General features: G+C 48.8%; 11 protein-coding genes. 2 read left to right on the forward strand and 9 right to left on the reverse strand.

Translation table 11 applies throughout. From position 1 onward, the window contains the following. Positions 1–7: 7 nt before the first annotated feature. From argC to BN8899_RS07205, 3 genes are read right to left on the reverse strand one after another with little or no spacing between them, the layout of a single operon-like run. The gene (gene argC / locus BN8899_RS07195; protein WP_065218896.1) at positions 8–964 is read right to left on the reverse strand and encodes an N-acetyl-gamma-glutamyl-phosphate reductase; all 957 of its coding nucleotides are present in this window, start codon (positions 962–964) and stop codon (positions 8–10) included. Between the two features lie 15 nt (positions 965–979). Further along, a complete protein-coding gene (locus BN8899_RS07200) occupies positions 980–2164 on the reverse strand; it encodes an argininosuccinate synthase (protein ID WP_065218897.1) in 1185 nt (394 codons plus the stop codon). Between the two features lie 11 nt (positions 2165–2175). Beyond that, on the reverse strand, positions 2176–2868 hold the full coding sequence (locus BN8899_RS07205) for a GNAT family N-acetyltransferase (protein WP_065218898.1): 693 nt from the start codon (positions 2866–2868) through the stop codon (positions 2176–2178). Positions 2869–3279: 411 nt separating this feature from the next. On the opposite strand from BN8899_RS07205, the gene BN8899_RS07210 reads away from it, so the two are divergent. After that, positions 3280–4635, forward strand: a complete 1356-nt coding sequence (locus BN8899_RS07210) for a S41 family peptidase (protein ID WP_018338947.1) — start codon at positions 3280–3282, stop codon at positions 4633–4635. A 5-nt stretch (positions 4636–4640) separates the two neighbouring features. On the opposite strand, the gene BN8899_RS07215 is transcribed toward BN8899_RS07210, so the two are convergent. After that, on the reverse strand, positions 4641–5357 hold the full coding sequence (locus tag BN8899_RS07215; protein WP_026207759.1) for a head GIN domain-containing protein: 717 nt from the start codon (positions 5355–5357) through the stop codon (positions 4641–4643). Here BN8899_RS07215 and BN8899_RS07220 point away from each other — a divergent pair. After that, complete coding sequence (locus tag BN8899_RS07220; protein WP_065218899.1) at positions 5356–5571, forward strand: hypothetical protein; 216 nt, start codon at positions 5356–5358, stop codon at positions 5569–5571. The two genes, BN8899_RS07215 and BN8899_RS07220, sit on opposite strands and share 2 nt — an antisense overlap. On the opposite strand, the gene BN8899_RS07225 is transcribed toward BN8899_RS07220, so the two are convergent. The 5 genes from BN8899_RS07225 to BN8899_RS07245 all read right to left on the reverse strand — a co-directional run bounded on the left by BN8899_RS07225 (position 5560) and on the right by BN8899_RS07245 (position 18538). Further along, the gene (locus BN8899_RS07225) at positions 5560–6975 is read right to left on the reverse strand and encodes a TolC family protein (RefSeq protein ID WP_026207757.1); all 1416 of its coding nucleotides are present in this window, start codon (positions 6973–6975) and stop codon (positions 5560–5562) included. The two genes, BN8899_RS07220 and BN8899_RS07225, sit on opposite strands and share 12 nt — an antisense overlap. 13 nt (positions 6976–6988) lie before the next feature. Further along, complete coding sequence (locus tag BN8899_RS07230; RefSeq protein WP_065218900.1) at positions 6989–10135, reverse strand: efflux RND transporter permease subunit; 3147 nt, start codon at positions 10133–10135, stop codon at positions 6989–6991. Positions 10136–10203: 68 nt separating this feature from the next. Then, complete coding sequence (locus BN8899_RS07235) at positions 10204–11283, reverse strand: efflux RND transporter periplasmic adaptor subunit (protein WP_018338943.1); 1080 nt, start codon at positions 11281–11283, stop codon at positions 10204–10206. Between the two features lie 60 nt (positions 11284–11343). Continuing rightward, positions 11344–14850: an ABC transporter permease gene (locus tag BN8899_RS07240; protein WP_065218901.1), complete on the reverse strand. Its 3507-nt coding sequence runs from the start codon at positions 14848–14850 to the stop codon at positions 11344–11346. Positions 14851–15034: 184 nt separating this feature from the next. After that, positions 15035–18538 carry an ABC transporter permease/M1 family aminopeptidase gene (locus BN8899_RS07245; protein WP_065218902.1) on the reverse strand — a complete coding sequence of 1168 codons (3504 nt, stop codon included), beginning with the start codon at positions 18536–18538 and terminating at the stop codon, positions 15035–15037. Positions 18539–18601 lie beyond the last annotated feature (63 nt).

Below are 18601 nucleotides of genomic sequence, written 5' to 3' on the forward strand. Positions count from 1 at the left end.
GCAAGTATTAAAAGTAATTTGCCTTCAAGTGCAATCCCTCCGCCTCATCCAACCCGAACATCAGGTTCATATTCTGCACTGCCTGCCCGGAAGCCCCTTTCACCAAGTTGTCAATCACCGAAGTCACCAGCACATTATCATTTTCTTTCACAAGGTGGATAAAACAATGGTTCGTGTTCACCACGGGTTTCATCGCCACGGGTTCGCCACTCACCGTCACGAACGGGTGGCTCTCGTAGTATTCACGGTACAAGGCATTCAGCTTCCCTAACGGGACATCGCACTGGAACACGCTATTCACGATAATTCCCCGCGTATGACATCCCCGCATCGGCACGAAAGCAATATCCGCCGTTCCCCCCGCCGCCTGCAAAGCTTCCCGCACTTCTCTCAAATGCTGGTGGGTAAAAACCTTGTACACGGACAGGTTCTGAGCCCGGTTGCTGTAATGCGTTTCCTCCGTTGGTCGCTGCCCGGCTCCCGTCGAACCGGTTACACCGAAGACCGTAATCCGCTCCGGCAACAAACCGCTCTTCGCCAACGGCAACAAGCCTAGTTCTATTGCCGTGGCAAAACACCCCGGGTTTGCCACATTTCTTGCCCGGGCTATTCTTTCCCGGTTCAACTCCGGCAACCCGTACACGAAATCACCCGCCGATATCCGCAAGCGGAAATCATTACTTAAATCGATCACCCGCACAAAAGACGGTATCCGGTTTTCCACGAGAAAACGGGCAGACATCCCGTGTCCCATACACAAGAAAAGCACGTCCATATCGTCAAAATCCAAACCCGAGAACACCAGCCCCGAGTACGCCAAATCCCGGTGTACCCGTCCCACCGGCTCTCCCCCGTGCGATTCACTCTGCAAGTACCGCAACTCCACGGCAGGATGATTCACGAGAATCCGTATCAACTCCCCCGCCGTATATCCGGCAGCACCCGCTATTCCAACTTTTATCATACACTTGATTAATTTTCAATTCTCCATTGCCCCGTGTATCCTCTGCGGTATCGAGAGTATTCGAGTGAACCCCTTCACGTCCTCTGCCGTCCACGCATTATTTTCTTCGCCGTATCTGGCAAACGAGGCATTCATCAAGTCATATGGAGAACTACATCCCAGCAGGTCGAAATGGTAAGGGCGCATCAGTACCCGCACCTCGCCCGACACGTTACGCTGCGAATGTTCGAGAAATGCCTCAATATCCCGCATCACCGATTCCCCATGCATCGCCTCGTGGAGGAACATTCCATACCAGTTTCCCAGCTGTTCTTTCCAGTAAATCTGCCACTTCGTCAACGTGTGTTTTTCCAACAACTCGTGCGCCTTGATAATCACCAGTGAGGCGGCTGCCTCGAAGCACACGCGTCCCTTGATTCCCACGATCGTGTCACCCACGTGCGTGTCCCGCCCGATCGCCCACGGGGCGGCTAACGCCTCCACGGCACGTATGGCGTCCACCTTGTCGGCATACACCGTCCCGTTCACCGCACTCAACTCGCCCCGCTCGAAAGCGAGGATCAGTTCTTCTTTCCCTTCCCGCTGCAAGGGCGAGGGATAAGCCTCTTCCGGCAACGGCTGGTCGGATGTCAAGGTTTCCCGCCCTCCGACGGAAGTTCCCCAAAGTCCCTTGTTTATGGAGTAAGCCAGCTTCGTCCAGTCCCGTTCCACGCCCTTCGCTTTCAAGTAAGCGATCTCGTCCTCCCGGCTCAACCGCAGGTCACGAGTCGGCGTGATAATCTCCATCTCCGGCGCAAACACGGAGAAACAAAGATCAAAACGCACTTGGTCGTTTCCTGCCCCTGTACTCCCGTGAGCCAATGCGCCGGCACCGATCTCTTTGGCGTAACGGACGATCGCCAGTGCTTGGAACGTCCGCTCGGAACTCACGGAAACGGGATACGTCTTGTTACGCATGACATTGCCGTACACCATGTAACGGATACACCGCTCGTAATACTCGCCCGTCACGTCCAGCGTCACATGCCGCGTTGCCCCGAGGGCATACGCTTTCTCTTCTATCGCTGCCAGCTCCCCGGGCGAAAAACCACCCGTGTTGGCTAGTGCCGTGTACACCTCGAGCCCCAACTCGTCGCTCAGGTATTTTACACAATAGGAGGTATCCAGCCCCCCGCTATATGCTAAAACTACTTTTTTCATTTTCCTGTTATTTACAAACGACAAACAACACCCCCGTACTCCTGTTTCCCGCCGGGGTGATTCCCGGGAGCCTTGAAAGCGGCTAACATCACGCTTACCACGCGACGCAACCGTTTGATAATCCGTCCGGGTAGACTTCCCGCTCTTTCGCCCGGCACTTCCCCAGAACGGTTTTGTGCTTCCGGGTCGTAGATCATCCCGGTGCACAGGCATTTGGTCATATTCGTCCGTTGCAAGATGTCGTAATTCACGCACGACTTGCAACCCGCCCAGAACTCCTCGTCGTCGGTCAACTTGGCGAAAGTGACGGGCACGTATCCCAATGAAGTATTGATTCTCATCACCTGCTCGCCCGTGGTCAGCCCGAATAACTTCGCCCGCGGGAATCGCCTTCGCGACAAATCGAAAGCGGCTTTCTTGATTCTCTTTGCCACTCCCAATCCCCGGTACGCCGGCACGACGATCAACCCGGAATTAGCCACGAATTTCTGGTGTCCCCACGATTCGATATAACAGAATCCCACGAACTCCTCCCGGTTTAGGGCGATGATCGCCTTACCGTCACGGATTTTCCCGGTGATGTACTCGTTGGTTCTCCTTGCTATACCTGTTCCACGCGCCTTTGCGGCGTTGTCAATCGCGTCATTTATCGCTGTCACGTATGACAGATGCTTCTCGGACGCAACTAAAACTTCAATCTTCATTTTCGTACAATTTAATCTAAATCATTCAAATCATTTTTTGTTTTCGCTATATGCATATTTATTCTTTGATTTTGCAAATATATGCATTAATATTTAGTAGAAGCAAATATTTATCTTATTTTTTTATATGCAACTTTACAATATATCGCATTTTATTGCATTCCAAATACTTAATACAACGCACAAGAAACGGGAAAATACAAACCAAGGCTTATGACGAATAATTATGCATTATAATTGAAAATCATATAATCACAGAATAAGCGATAGCCTTGTACGGTTGGAATTTAAAATCTAAAATTTAAAATCTAAAATTTAAAATCCCAAATGGATCATCTTTCTCTTTTTCTCATGCATGGAAATTCACAAAAATTCCGTAATATTGTGGTTTGTAATTTGTAACAACAAACTATGTACAGGATTTGTTTCTTTTTGATACTTATCGGCTTCCTCGCAAGTTGCGAGGACACGTCAGTCAAGCCCTCGCCCTACACGGGCACGTACACGCGTATCAACACGTTCACGAAGGACAAGATGACCGACCAGTATTTCTGGGCTGATGAGGTCAAGGACAAAAATATAGAGGCAGACCTTGACCCCGCGACTTACTTTGCCAACATGAAATACGCTGGTGACCCGTGGTCGCATATCACGAAATCACAGGGACTGGGCGAAATTGCGGATGCCAGTGGCAACGAGAACGGGTTCGGGTATAACCTTAACTTCTGGGAAGACGGGGGATACATCATTGCCGAGGTTAACTTCGTGTATTCCAATTCCCCAGCGGCAAAGGCAGGACTAAAACGCGGTGACATCATCACCCGCATGAACGGGAAAAAGATCACCACGGAAAATTATACCGACCTTTATTACAACAACACATTATCCATCGGTCTGTCCGAAGATGAAATGTCGGAACCTTACAAAACCCTCGAACTGACCGCACAAAATTTCACGATCAATCCCATCCTTGAATACGGAGTCATCACTCACGACGAACGAAAAGTCGGTTACGTGGCATACTCCAATTTCGTGTACCGGAACGCAACCTCGTTACTTCAATTAAACGACGTGTTCCAAAAACTGAAAGAACAAGGAATAGAGGAACTTATCCTCGACCTGCGTTACAACACGGGCGGGTATATGCTCGCCGTCAAGCGCTTATGCTCACTAATCGCCCCGGAGGAAGTAGTGGAAAGCGAAGAAATACTGATACACAAAAGGTGGAACGACGCCTACCAGAAGAAATACGCGGATACACCGGAAATGATGGAAGAACGTTTCGACAAAACGGTGCCTACTGATGCCCGCCTCAACCTGCCCCGCTTGTGGGTCATTACCAGCAAGGTGACAGCATCAGCTTCCGAGCTGCTCATCAGCGCCCTGTCACCTTACATGGAAGTCCATGTTATCGGTGAAACCACCGTCGGAAAAAACATGGGAGGCATCACCTTCACTCCTCCCGAGAACGACTTGCAAGGATGGAATATATCTTTAATCTCCCTGCTTTACACGAATAGCGAGGGCAGATCCGTGCGGAACGGCATTGTGCCCGAAATCCCTGTAGCAGAAACATTCCCCCACCGGGAAAGCCTCGGCGATCCTAAGGAACCACTGCTCGCCGTCGTTCTCGAGATGATCCCCGGGAAAATAGAAGCAACGATGCCCGCAAGAAGTATGTCCACGAGTAAATACCGCCAGATCATCCCCGAGCGTGTGAAAGCCAATTCAGTGGTATTATTTGAAAATCAAGAGGAAGGAAAGTAATCATTTCACTTTTTCTTGGCAAGGGCTCCCCGACCGCTAACGTCTTGTTTCGTGATACGGGGGTTACCGTCGTACACGAGCAATCCGGCCGAGGATAACTGGACTCCGAGGGTGCCGGAAACGTACACTTCTGCTTTGGCAGCATTGCTGATTTCCGCCTCGCAGTCGGCAGCACGTAAATCCCATGCTTTCAACGTGGCAGAAGAAGACATCTCGAGTTCCAGACGATCGACGGCACCTTTCAATTCCAGTTTAGCCGCATTGGAGGCTTCCACGTCTAGTTCCTTACCTTCCACTTCCAACTTCACGACAGCCGTACCGGAAGCCGAGAGTTCCAGTTTGTCCACCCGCAAGGGAGAACTACCGATCAAGCGTGCTGCCGATGAAACATCAAGGCCGGTGATCTCGGGAGTTGCCACGGACACGTTCATCGCCGTGAAACTACGGATAATCACATTCGGGTCGAGAAAAACGTTCAATTGCCCGTTCTTTATCTCCGTTTTCACGTGAGAGATGATATTGTCATCCGCCTCTATCGTGATCCCGAATTCCTTGCCTTGCTTCAAATACAAGGTGATACCCTGTTGCACGGAAATCTTCGTGAAAGGCTTGCTGGCATCCCGTGCTTGTACCAGAAGGTAGCCCGTACCCTTGATTCGCTTGACCTGCGCCACAGCAGTCCCGACAATCAATAACGCTAATAATAGGAATAAGTTTTTCATGGTGTTAGTTTATATAATTGAAAATGGAGAATTGAAAATGAGTTTCTTTGCAAGAACTAAAAACTGTTTGGTAATCCAGCTCTCCCTCTGTTTATGGAGGGAGTACAGCGGAGCCGGGAGGGAGTTTTTAAATATCATAGCAAGAACTCCTCCGGCACTCCGTGCCACCCCCTCTATAAACAGAGGAGGAGCTGGAATATTTTCAATTGTTTAGTTTCCCGATTGATTTCAAATATTCCGCCTCGCTGAGCCGCAGAGCGGCTTTGGCATCGACCCAGTCGCTCCATGCTTGCTGCCATTGTACTTGTGCTTCAAGGAGATTTGTCAAAGTTTCCATGCCGACGTCATACTGGTCACGGGAAACCTTCAAGTTTTCCTCTGCCTGCGCCAAAGCCGAACGGGTAAGATTTACCCGAGTTTGGGCATCGGTCAGCTTAAAGCGGTTACCAGAAATTTCCAGTTGCATCATCTCCGCCAATTTCTCCTTGTTCAGACGGGAGATTTCCTCCTCTGCCTTTGCCACCCGTATCTTGTTGCGCCCTTCTCCCCAGTTAAAAATCGGTATTTCGACGGATGCCATGGCACTGAACGAGGCTGAATGGGAATCATCGCCGTTGAGTTTCAACCCGCCCCCGTAGCTATACCCCGCTGTGACTCCTACTTGAGGCAAGAAGTCGGAACGGGTGACGTTGACCTCCTTGCGCTTCATCTCCACCTGCTTATCAAGCATATTGTAATCGGGACGCTGAGCGAGATCGACGGGCAGGGACAAGATGCCAGGCGAGAGAGTGCCCGAGAGGGAATCGGTTAATTCGAGGGGAGTATTCAATTCCAACCCGATCAAACGGCAGAGGTTCATCCCCGCCAACGTCTGACCGTGCCGTGCTTGTTGTAATTGCAACAAAGCATCGTTATACTTCACCTGTGCTTTCAACACGTCATTCAACGGAGCCATTCCCGCCGCACGGGCATCTTCAAGATTCTTCACCAGCTCACTCGTGACTTCCTTGTACTTCTCGGCAACCGTGACCAACTCTTGCACACGGACGTATTGCCAGTAAGCCTGTTCCAGCTCCACCAGCACTTCCGAACGGTTGAGGCGGACATTCTCGTCCGCCAGTTCCTCGCCGAACTTCGCCGCCTGATGTGCCGCCCGCACCTTGCCGCCCATGAAGATCGGCTGTTGCAGTTGTACCCCCGCCATGTATACGCCCCTTAGCGAAAGCGTGATCGGGATATCAGGGAGAAAAGCGTACTCGTGGAAAAGAGGCGTTCCATTGACACCCGTGACCGGCTTGCCATCGGCACCCACGATCACGTTCGGTTGCAGCTTTCCCGCCGCATCCGGCACGTAAGTCGGGAGGTATCCCCCAGACAGTTTATACTCCTGCTTTTTTTGGTTATAAAAATACATACCCGAAGCAGACAGGCGGGGATAGTAATTCGCCCGGTACTCCTTCTTCATCCACACGGCCTGCTCCTTCTGCCGGTCGGCGATAGCAAGCTGCTTGCTGTAATCGAGAGCCATCGCCCGGCACTGTTGCAGATTCAACCTCTGTTGCGCCCGGGAGGGCTGGTACATCGCTAAAAGAATGCATATGATAATACAATATTTCATGATACTGTGCTTTTTAATTTACATGATTACCAGAAGACCGTTCCATTTTTATCCCGACAAAAAGGGAATACAACACAGGTAGGATGACGAGCGTCACCACCGTGCCGACAAACAATCCCCCCATGATAGTCACCGCTAGCGAACCAAACATATCGTCGTTAACCAAGGGGATCATCCCGAGTATCGTGGTCATCGACGCCAAGAAAACCGGACGCAGACGAGAAGAGGAAGCGTCGAGCAAGGCAAGCGCCCTGTCTTTCCCCGAGCGGATCTGGATGTCGACTTCATCGACCAGCACGACCCCATTCTTGATCATCATGCCGACTAGCCCGAGCGCACCCACGATAGCCACGAATCCGAACTCTTTGCCCGCCAATAACATCCCGAGGACGACCCCAGTGATGGCAAGCGGCAAACAAAGAAGGATCATCAACGGGCGGCGGAAATCCTTAAAGAGGGCTATCAAGATAGCGAGCACGAGGACGATGCCGATAGGCACGTTCTTGAACAAGTATTGCTTAGATTGCGTGCTGGCAAGGTATTCTCCCTGCCATTCCGTGGAATACCCCGGCGGGATGTTCAGTTGTTCAATCTTGGGGAGAAGACTGTTACGCACGTCATTCGCCGTGTAGCCCGGGGCATTGTTACACTCCGCGGAGATGGAACGCTGCCCGTTGTAACGGCGTACCACGGGAACCTCCCACGAGGCAGTGATGCCATTGGTCGCTTGGTTGAGCGGCGTGGAACCCGCCACTGCCGTCATCAACTCGTCGGGCGAGATCATCCCTGCCATCAATTCCTTCACCGTTTCGAGACTGAGCATATTCGTCGAGGGGACAAGGCTCCATACCGGCACATTGTTTAGCCGACCGGGACGTTGCCGGTCTTTCCCGACACTCTTGATATAAATGGGCAAATCGTGTTCCCCCTCGTAGTACGAACCCACGGGCAGACCGTCCGTGGTCGCCAGCAACGCTAACCCCACATCTTCCCGGGAGAGGTTCGCCACCCGGGCTATCGGCTGATAGTAGTCCACGTTGAGCACGGGGGTGGTAGGTCCCCAGTTGTTCGTCACCAGCACCGTGGTCGAGTCCTCCCTCATCATCTCCTCCACCTGGGCGCAAAGCCGCTTCAACACTGCCGGGTCGGGACCCGTAATCATAAACTGCACGGGGTAATCCATATACATGAGGTTGTATTGTTTCATGCGCACGTATGCCTCCGGGTAATGCTCGGAGAGGTAGCGTTGCAACGTGTCAAGATTTGTCTTCAACGCCTCAGGCGACGTGAAATCCACGATCAATTCCCCGTAGCTGAGGGCGGGTTCGGCAACCGTCCGCACCAGATTGTAACGGGACGGAGTTCCGCCGAGACTCGTCGTCACTGCAGTAATCTCCGGGCGACTCGAGAGGTAATCTTGGATAGACGTCAAGTCACGCTTCACCGTTTGCGGGTTCGTGCCGTAAGGCATCTTGTATTCTATGTATAATTGATTGTAACTCAAATCAGGGAAGAAGCCCTGCTGTATGAAGCGGAACAGATACACGCTGACCGCCAGTACAAGGATCACGCCGCCAAGTACCGCAAACCGATGGCGTACGGAAAAACTCAGGGTGGAACGGAACGCCCGGTACATCCGGGTACCGTACATCTTCTGCTCGTCCTCCACCTCGCCCGGTTTTACCTGCAAGCCCCGGTCTGCCTGAATCGGCACAAAAGCGAGTGCCAGTATCCAGCTCAACCACAGGGAAACAGCCAGCACGATAAACAGGTCGCGGACATATTCCCCCGTCGTGTCCGGGGAAAGGAATATCGGCAGGAAGGTGAGAATACCTATCGTTGTCGCCCCGAGCAGAGGCCACGCCGTTTTCTTCGTGATATTGACTAACGCCGCAGGTTTCGGAATACCCTTCTTCAAATCGACGAGTATCCCGTCCGTAATCACGATGGCATTATCGACGAGCATTCCCATTGCCACGATAAAGGAAGCGAGTGATACGCGCTGCAAGGTGCCGTGCATCATGTACAACACGAGCAACGAGCCCAAGACGACAATCACCAGCCCCGCCCCGATGATGTAACCGCTCCGAAAGCCCATGAAAAGCATCACGACTAGGATCACGATCACCACGGACTCGATCAAGTTGACCATAAAGACATTAATAGCACTCCGCACTCTCGCGGGCTGGAAGAATACTTTCTGGAAATCTATCCCCGCCGGGATGATCTCTTGCTTGAGTTCTGCCAGTTTACCATCAACCTTTTTACCCAACTCGAGAATATTCCCCCCGGTTTCCATAGCGATGGAAATGGCTATTGCCGGCAAGGTGTCATACAACAAACCTTCCCGCTGGGGTTCCACGTATCCTTTCGTGATCTGAGCCACATCGGAGAGCCGTATCTGATCCTGCTCGTGCCCCTTGATAAGAAGATTCCGTATATCGTCGATCGCCTTGTAGGCGCCGTTCACATTCACGCGTACCCGCTTCTCCCCGCTGTCGAAGTAACCGGAATACACTGTCTTGTTCTGCCCGTTGAGGGTCATAATGATCTCGGCGGGATGGACACCCATGTTTGCCATCTTGTCTTCGAGGAACTCGACGTTGATACACGCCTGCCGTTCGCCGTACACGTCCACGCTGCTCACCCCGTCGATGTCCAGAACGGAACGCCGCACCAACTCGGCGTAGTCGGACATCTCTTGATAATCGAAACCGTCGGACGTCATGGCATAGAACATACCATACACGTCGCCAAAATCATCCATAACAATGGAGGGTTGGGCTCCATCCGGGAGTTGGGATTGTACACCCATCACTTTTCTTCGTAAAATATCCCACTTCTGCTGCAACTCCGCTAACGGTACCGTACTACTCAACTCCACCATAATCTCCGACACGTCGTCCATCGAACGAGAGGACACGTGGTCCAGATCGCCCATGGAACGAATCGCTTTCTCGAGCACGTCCGTCACTTCCAACTCCACCTGATAGGCAGAAGCCCCCGGATAAGCCGTCACCACCATAGCCTGCTTCACGGTAATCGCCGGGTCTTCCAACTTACTCATCGTGAAAAACGAGTATATTCCCCCCACGACCAAGACGAAAACAAAGAAGTAGACAAAAGCCCTATTCTTTAATGCATATTCCGTAAAATTCATAATATCTTGTTGCTGCGCAACGTTGCAAGTTATCAGGTTGCAGGTTGCAAGTTCTCTATTATCTAAAATTAAAGCAGCTTCCCTACATTAGAAGAAGACACAGGCGTCAATCGCCGTACCTTTTGCCCGTCTTTAAGACTGTTGGTTCCTGCCGAAACAATCACCGCCCCATCCGAAAGATCGGATTCGACGATGACCTGCCCGTCCTTGTGAAGTTCCACGACTTGAACGGGATGCGGGTTCACGACCTCTTTCGCAGTGTCATAGACCCACACGTATGATTGAGCTTCTTTCTGGAAAAGGGAAGAAATGGGAACAATGGCAAGCCCCTCTTGTCCGGGGGAGAAGCGAATCGTCACGCTAACGCTCATCCCTGCCGCCAAACTCAAGTCGGACTCCGGTTTCATCCGGAAACGTATCCTGAATAATTGATTGTAATTCGCTTGTTGTGTCATATCCAACAACTCCAACGGTATTTTTACTCCCGGGTAAACATCCGCCTCGCAATAGAATTCCTCGAAACTCTCCCGACGAATGAAATCGCTGGAAGGAATGTCGATATTTACCTCATAGTAATCGTTGTTAATCATGGACAGCACGGGGGTTCCCGTGTTGACGATCTCGTGGGCGTCAAAGAATTTCTTTTGAACGTACCCGTCGAACGGAGCCTTTAGCTTCGTGTCGTTCAAGGCATTCAGATGGGCGTGATACAATGCCGCTATCCGTTGCTTCGCCGCTACCGCCTTGTCGTAATCATTTACCGGGACACTGTTCCGGTGATACAACTCGATCACCCGATCCGATTCACCCGTCACCTGCTCGTATTCTGCCTTCGTGGCGTCATACTGCAACTTGTAGTCCCGAGGGTCTATTTCCGCTAACACTTGTCCCTTCCGCACATACTCTCCCACCTCAGCGTTAAAACGTAGAATAGGTCCCGCCACCCGGAAAGCCAACTGCACGTCGGAAGCCGCTTTTATCTTCCCCGGGTAAGTCGTACTGCACTCCCCTTCATACTTCTGCACCTCCGCCGTCTTCACCAATTGCGCGATATCCAAACCGGGCGTAGCCCTGCGACAGGAAAAGGCGAGCAATAAAAGCCCCGGAACGAAAGTCCATTTCAATACTGAAAACACTGTCTTGTTCATATATATGTCTTTTTAATCGACTATATATACTCAAAAGCCCGTGTTAAAGTTTCTATAAAATCATTTATTGGCAACATATTCCCACCGCACGGCATCTCCCAAGAGCACTTGATCGGGTTCTCCCCGGTCTGTCAGTACCACTTTGCACTCTCCCGGGGTAAGCCGGAAACGTCCCAAAAATGTCCAACCGACCATTCCGTCGCATTCCCCGACAATCTCTTGTTTCTCCCCACCATTCACCAACGTGTAATATTGTTTAAATTCTTCCCCTTTCATATCGGTAGAAAAGCTGCTCATAATCGTAAAACTGCCCATCATTTTTCCCGATTGTTCTTTATCCACTTTAAAGGTATTCACCTTCAACGGAAGATAAGCATACAGGTCATATTCTCCTTCCCGTTCTATCGGCGTCACCCATTCCATGCTCGCACCCCCACCCTGCATCATGAAAGCATGGGTACGCTTGGACAACCCGTAGGCAGATTCACCTTGAACATAGCCCGGCAATACCTCCACCCCGTCCATCAACTGTAGTGAGAACCCTTGAACGTTATATTTGCTTTTCTTTTCCTTGCCGAACCAATCACGCAAGCGCTTTCTGGGAGAAGACTGTACAATACGAAAGCCCTCGTCCTCGTTGTCTACCACAATTCCATTCTCCGCGGCAAAGAAATCGGAACGATCAATATCTTTCACGTAAGTATTCGGTTTTTGATCGACGGATCCCTGTATTCTGGCATCCAACCCCAGCGGGATATTCACCGATAAGTTTGTATGCAAAGAAACCCTGCCCTCGTCAAAAAAAGTCACGATCTCTTTCCCGCTATTCGCCTTCACCAGATAGTTGCGAGTAACCACAGACTCACTCGCCCGCTGTCCCCGCGGACTCATATTAAAACCACCGGGAGGCATCTTCAAAGCACGTGCCTCGATGGATATAATCCCGTCGACATCACTATCGTTAAAAACAGAAACACGAACTTGCGAACCCTCACTTCCTCTTCCGGCAAAAAATACACTCCCTCCTCCACCAATAGATATGGATTGACTTTGCCCCAGCTCCTTTTCTTTATCCATTTTCACAACATCCACTTTAAACTCTCTTATCAAAAACTCCGGCAAACGCTTGCTGGTATACCAAAACGGTAAAATATCTTTCCAGCTTACACCGATACTTCGCATGAATGCCTCATCAAACGAATTGAAATCAATCTCTTGAAAACGATGAGCCGCAGCATATTCGTTCAAAAACTGTATGACTTGTTCCTCCGTGATGTCGTCCAGACTCAACCACCGGACTAATTCCCCGGTTTTCATCCCCAATATATGATGAAACACGACAGGGTCTAACTCCCGATCATAAAAAGCCTCTTCAAGACTATGGGAAGCCAGGTAATTCTGAACACGCTCGGTTACTAGCATCCTGGAATAATTCCGCACACGGGTTTTTAGTACATTCAACAACACCGCATTAATCACCGGGTTATCATCCGACCGGAAACGAAGGGAATAATCATAAAACAAAGGAGCCGCATAATACAAACTATTACGGGTCGAGTATCCCTCTCCCGCCACATTCTTGATAGCGGAAGGTCCGAACCAACGCATAAGGAACTGGCTACGATTAAATTTCGAGGTCGTGGCATTTGTCAGTAAAGAAATTACACTGCTAAACACGCTCATATGCAGCCTTTCCGTTACAGAAATATCCATACCGCTACTATATTGAGCCATCATTTTCATGTGCGTCGCAAACGTTACTTTATAATCAGACCAAACCCCTATTCCCCGCTCTGGCAAAAAGACCATCTCGGGCTGAACAAACTCGCTCGCCCCTTTCTCTTGACGGAAGAAACTGGCTAACGTGATAGGAGTTTCCACGACCTTGAAGCTAGTATACGGATAGGTATGGAACATTCTTTCCTCTACTCCTCCCCGTATTTCCCGAATCAAGGCAGGTATCGAATCCGACAACTCTTCCAAGCCTCTCAAAATATCGTCATGTCCTTTAAAAAGATAAAGCTCGTAGCGCACGGAATCCACTGTTATTCCTCTCTTTTTATAATCCCCAATACAAAGAGAAAGTCCATGTAAAGGAAGAGCATTCGTGAAACAAAGCCCGTCATGCGTTATTTCTTGCTCCCCCTGAGCGATCACCATCCTCTCTCCCGGGTTCAGCACACGCAACGAGTAGAACGTGAAATCGGAAGATATATCATAAGAATGAGCCGGATTCACGGGAGGTAAAGCCATCGGGTACCACAGGCACTCCGGCGTCAGAAAAGTATAATTGTTGGTCAGGAACATAAACTTTTTCCCGTATCGACATTTCAGGTAAGCATTCTCCTCCTGCCCGAACACCATTTCATCCGGGACGTCCAAGTAACACAGCCGTTCGTCTATCCCTCCCCGGTACTCCATCTCCAAGATGATTTCTTGGTCTGGTTGCAATTCCCGCTGAACTCGGACCACTTGCCGCTCTCGCTCGAAAGGCAACTCCACCTCCCCTTTGATCGCGAGAACTTCCAACGCCGGGTTCAAGTAAAGGATAATCTCGGGCAATGTTTCCCGAGTCCGATTCCGAAGCACGAGAGTACTCTTTGCACTCATATTATCGCCTTGCTGTTCAAAACTTATATCGTGTTTAATTACGCTCGCTTTCGGTACATCATTGTATTTGTTGTAAGTTTCCGCGTAGACCTTTCTCATGGAAACTTCCTTGCCGTGGAAAGAATAAACAATGCCTCCCGCCAAAACTCCCGCAACCATACAAACAACAGAAATACCCATCACACGCATTCGGTTCACCGGACGATTGGAAAGCCGCTTAAATAAAACCACCGAGAATCCCAGGAAACCCAAACCGACAAGCAGCCAACTGAATCGTTGCAAAAGATACCCCATCATATCGGGATGCCCCGTTACCCCGGAGAATGCATTCGGCAAACTATGCCCGAAAAGATCGAACACTCCTTGTGCCGCATCCCCGACATAAAAGATAATAAAACCGACGGAAACCAATAATATCAAGATACTCAACGCCTGATTACGCACCCAAGTATGGATAAAGAAAGAATAACCAAGCATAAAGATCAATGCCGGAATGATCAACGTGACCAGATAGAACAAATAAATCCCGATATTCAGCGGAGAGTCACTCGCAAACAAGTGCAGCAAGAAACTAAGGAATAAAGAAACAACCGCCATGATGATAAACACCCCCGCGAAACCACCAGCCATTCCCAGTATATATTCGGCATTGCTCTCCGGACGATAATAAATCGCATCCATCGAGTCTACCCTCCTTTCCCTCGTCAGAAACATTCCCGCGAGAAATATTAAAGGAATCACTTGTAACCCCGCAAACAAATAGGCATTCATGTACGGGAAAAACGACGATAGCGTGATTAACCCGCTATTCTGCGCCAGATAGAGATTCGACTGAATAAATATCTGATACAGGACAATACAACAAAATGTCAATAAGAAAAAGATACGGAATAACCAACTACGTAATAATAATCTTGCGTTGTAAGTGGCTACTGTTTTCAAATTATGAAGATTCATCACAACAGCATTTAAGAGTTTCTATTTAGTAAGAAGTATCGCACACATTTTCACAATGATAAGAAGAATAAAATATAATTACAAGAAAGAGAGCACCTTTCTTCGTCAATCACGACACCCTATCCATTCAAAAACTCCGGGAATCTCCTTACAAAAGAGATCCCCGCACAATCAAAATATCATATTATTTATCCTTCACCCGCACCCATTTGATAGCATCACCCAAAAGAATCTGTTCCGGTTCACCCCGGTCATCCAATACTACTCTACATTCCCCGGCAACAAGCCGAAAACGTCCCAACAAAATCCATCCGCGGGGATTCGTTATCGTCCCGACAACTTCCTGCCCCGTTCCATCATTATAAATCGTGTAATATTGTTTTATCTCCGGTCTATTATTCAACTCGACAGAAGATACCGTAACATTTATCGCACCACTCAATGCCATCCCGCCCCTTTTCGTTTTTTCCCGCCGGGCTACATCCAATGCTTCCGGCAAATAGGCGTACAAGTCATATTCTCCCGATTGTTCAATAGATGTTTTCCATTCCATACTTGCCTTCCCTCCCTGTTCCATATACACGAAACTACGTAAAGGTAACCCGTAAGCCCACTCCTGTATAGCACATCCGGGAGTAACTTTCTCACCCTTGTCGGCTTCAATCATAAAACTGACCATTTTTCTCTCGGGTTCTTTATTAAAAAGACGACGTAAAAATGAACCTTTCTTCTCCGGCGCATTCAGACGGAAGCCTTCATCCTCATTATCTATAATAATTTCTCCGGGAGCCGGCAGAAAATAGGAACGATCAAGTTCTCTCGTGAATTGAACCGTATCCAACGTGTAGCGATCGTTTTCGCCATGCCTCGTTCGAAAAGGAATTTCTCGCGGAAGAAAAGGTGAAAGATCCATATCCAATATTGTCATATTCGCTATATCATCACTCGTGAAAGAGATCTCCACCCCTCTCCTTGCTTTCACCAGATAGTTACTTATCTTCGTGTTCCTTCTTATTCTATCCACTCTTTTTTTCGTTTCTAAATCGAAAGAAGCCTTTCCAGTCCGGATTGACACAACTCCATCCACATCACTATCATTATAAACCGTTGCCCGAACGTGCACCCGCCCTCCATAACCAGGAAGTATAACCTGCTCACCCTGTTTCATCAGTTCAACCCGTTCCATAAACTCCTCCATCGTCATTTCCTTAGGCTCTTTTCCCACATTCGCCACTTCAAAATCCTTCACCCAAAAAGCCGGCAAATGATCCACCGAATACCAATCCGCGAGAAGATGTGACCATCCGCCTCCTACTTGTCGACTAAAACAAGTATCAAAATCACAAAATCGAACCCGTCGAAATGTATTCTGAGCTAGATATTCTTTCAAGAAAGTTATCGCATCTTCCTGCCTGCCCCCATCCACTGCCATTCGCTTTTGCAATTCATCAGACTTCGCCTTCAACAACCGATCTACAAAATAAGGTGTCAACCTGGCATTTTGAACGGCACTTTCCAGACTATGTGTTTTCAGATATTCCAAAATATCCTCGTTACGCCTATCCAAAGATTCAAAGCCCTTTAGCAAATCTATCAACACGACCTCCATCACCGGAAATTGATCTGACTGGAAAGAAATCGTATAATTTAAAAACATGGGATACACATTATACGGGTTCTTGTCCCGATAATAGAAATTCCTGTAATTTGAACCACCGAAATTATAAACAACAAACCTCTCCAAAACATCAAATCCACGCGGGAATCGCTCTTCATCTTCAAATAATAGGACAATGCAACTTTCCAACAGACCAGCGCATCTCTCTTTCTCAGATCTCTCCTCCATGTACATTTTGGAATCTCTCGGGTAATGCTTATAATCTCTAACAATCTCCACGTCTGGAAAAACACTCATTCCCCGCTCCGGCAGAAAAGCCATCCCGGGCTGCACGAACTCACTTCCACCCCGGTTATTCCGGTAGAAACTTGCAAAAGTGATCGGGGTTTCGACAAGCAAAAAATAGGAATACGGGTATTTCCTTCCGGATTTATACTCCATAACCTCCCGCCAATCCCGAATCAATACCGGCAACGTATCCTGCACCGCTTCCAAGCCATTCAATAAAGCACCATGCCCCTTGAGTAAATAGAGTTCGTAACGAGTAGAATCCACCTCGATTGCCCGTTTCTCAAATTCTCCCATGCAAAGCGAAATTCCATGTAACGGATGATTGTGACGAAAAACAACATTATCTCCTTCCGCCGATCGTTCTCCCTGCGAAACGACCTCTCTATCACCCCGTCCGGACACCCGCAACGTATAGGTTGTAAAATCCTTCGGAATATCATACGGCATCGCCGGATTCACCGGAGGCACAGTCATCGGGTACCACAAACACTCGGGCACCAGTAACGTGAAATGATCATCCAGAAATGCATATTGCTTCCCATAACGACAGATCGAATAGGCGTTCAAATCCTCGTTGTATAGAATATCATCCGGGACATCCAGATAGCAAACTTCCGGGTCGATCTTCCCCTCGTACTCGATGAGAAACTCCAAGGTCTTTCCCGGTTCCAACGCCCTCTTCACCCTCAGCACCTGTTCCTCTCGCTCGAATAACAAATCCGTATCCTTTTCCTTAACAACACGAACCGTCAACGCAGGATTCAAATAAACCACTATCTCGTCCAACAATTCCGTTCCTTTATTCTGTATCACGAGATCACTTGTTACCACAATACGTTTCCCCTCTTGTTTGAAATCAATCTGATGCGCTACCACGCTACCTTTCGGATCTTTGGCATACTTGTTATATACTTCTATATACTTGTTCCGTAAAACCTTCTTCTCCACCTGCCGGAAATAAAAAGTTCCACCCGCCAAGACTCCCAGTAACAAAAAACAGACAGCAAGCCTTGCCACCTTCTTCCGATTCAACGGATAATTTACAAGCCGTTTAAAACACAATACCGACAATTCCACCAATCCCAACCCGACAAACAACCAGCATAACCGCTGCAACAGATAAGCACCAAGATTCGGGTGTCCCGTGACAGAGGAAAACACGTTCGGCAAACGTAACCCCAATGGGTCTAAAAGTCCTCGTCCACCCCAGACTAACAGAACAACAATTCCCAAAAGAATTATCACTCCTATACCCTGACTACGTACCCTGACATGAATAAAAAAAGAAAGCCCCAACATAAAAACCAACGCCGGCACAATCATCGTGACCAGATAGAATAAATATATCCATACCTCCAACGGATTCCGGGAAGCAAAAAGATGCAGCAACAACCCCAAACACAAAGAACAAACCGCCATCACAACAAACACGTTGAAGAAACCCCAGAACATTCCCCACACGTATTCGGCATTACTTTCCGGACGAGAATAAACGGCATCCATCGTATCCATGTTTTTCTTCTTCACCAAAAACATCCCCGCCAAAAAGATCAACGGAATAGTCTGCAAAACCGTGAACAAATAAGCATTCACGTATGGAAAAAAGGAAGGCAACATCGTCAATCCCCTCGTCTGCTCCTGAAATAGATTACCTTGTTCTATCGCTTGAAAAAAGAACACTATACCAAATAAAAACAAAAAGAACAAACGAAACAACCAGCTACGCAACAACAACCTCGAATGGTTAGTAGCAATAACCTTCAGATTATGAATATCCATATGGCGACGATTTAAAAGATTTCGAGTATTCAACAACACACGTCCATCTTTGCAATATTACGA

It is taken from the genome of Butyricimonas sp. Marseille-P2440, from assembly GCF_900091675.1.
GTDB lineage: Bacteria > Bacteroidota > Bacteroidia > Bacteroidales > Marinifilaceae > Butyricimonas > Butyricimonas synergistica.

What these genes read in the sequence shown, in the direction of transcription:
- argC (WP_065218896.1), bottom strand. Translation starts at nt 964, where the DNA reads ATGATAAAAGTTGGAATAGCGGGTGCTGCCGGATATACGGCGGGGGAG.
- BN8899_RS07200 (WP_065218897.1), bottom strand. Translation starts at nt 2,164, where the DNA reads ATGAAAAAAGTAGTTTTAGCATATAGCGGGGGGCTGGATACCTCCTAT.
- BN8899_RS07205 (WP_065218898.1), bottom strand. Translation starts at nt 2,868, where the DNA reads ATGAAGATTGAAGTTTTAGTTGCGTCCGAGAAGCATCTGTCATACGTG.
- BN8899_RS07210 (WP_018338947.1), top strand. Translation starts at nt 3,280, where the DNA reads ATGTACAGGATTTGTTTCTTTTTGATACTTATCGGCTTCCTCGCAAGT.
- BN8899_RS07220 (WP_065218899.1), top strand. Translation starts at nt 5,356, where the DNA reads ATGGTGTTAGTTTATATAATTGAAAATGGAGAATTGAAAATGAGTTTC.
- BN8899_RS07215 (WP_026207759.1), bottom strand. Translation starts at nt 5,357, where the DNA reads ATGAAAAACTTATTCCTATTATTAGCGTTATTGATTGTCGGGACTGCT.
- BN8899_RS07225 (WP_026207757.1), bottom strand. Translation starts at nt 6,975, where the DNA reads ATGAAATATTGTATTATCATATGCATTCTTTTAGCGATGTACCAGCCC.
- BN8899_RS07230 (WP_065218900.1), bottom strand. Translation starts at nt 10,135, where the DNA reads ATGAATTTTACGGAATATGCATTAAAGAATAGGGCTTTTGTCTACTTC.
- BN8899_RS07235 (WP_018338943.1), bottom strand. Translation starts at nt 11,283, where the DNA reads ATGAACAAGACAGTGTTTTCAGTATTGAAATGGACTTTCGTTCCGGGG.
- BN8899_RS07240 (WP_065218901.1), bottom strand. Translation starts at nt 14,850, where the DNA reads ATGAATCTTCATAATTTGAAAACAGTAGCCACTTACAACGCAAGATTA.
- BN8899_RS07245 (WP_065218902.1), bottom strand. Translation starts at nt 18,538, where the DNA reads ATGGATATTCATAATCTGAAGGTTATTGCTACTAACCATTCGAGGTTG.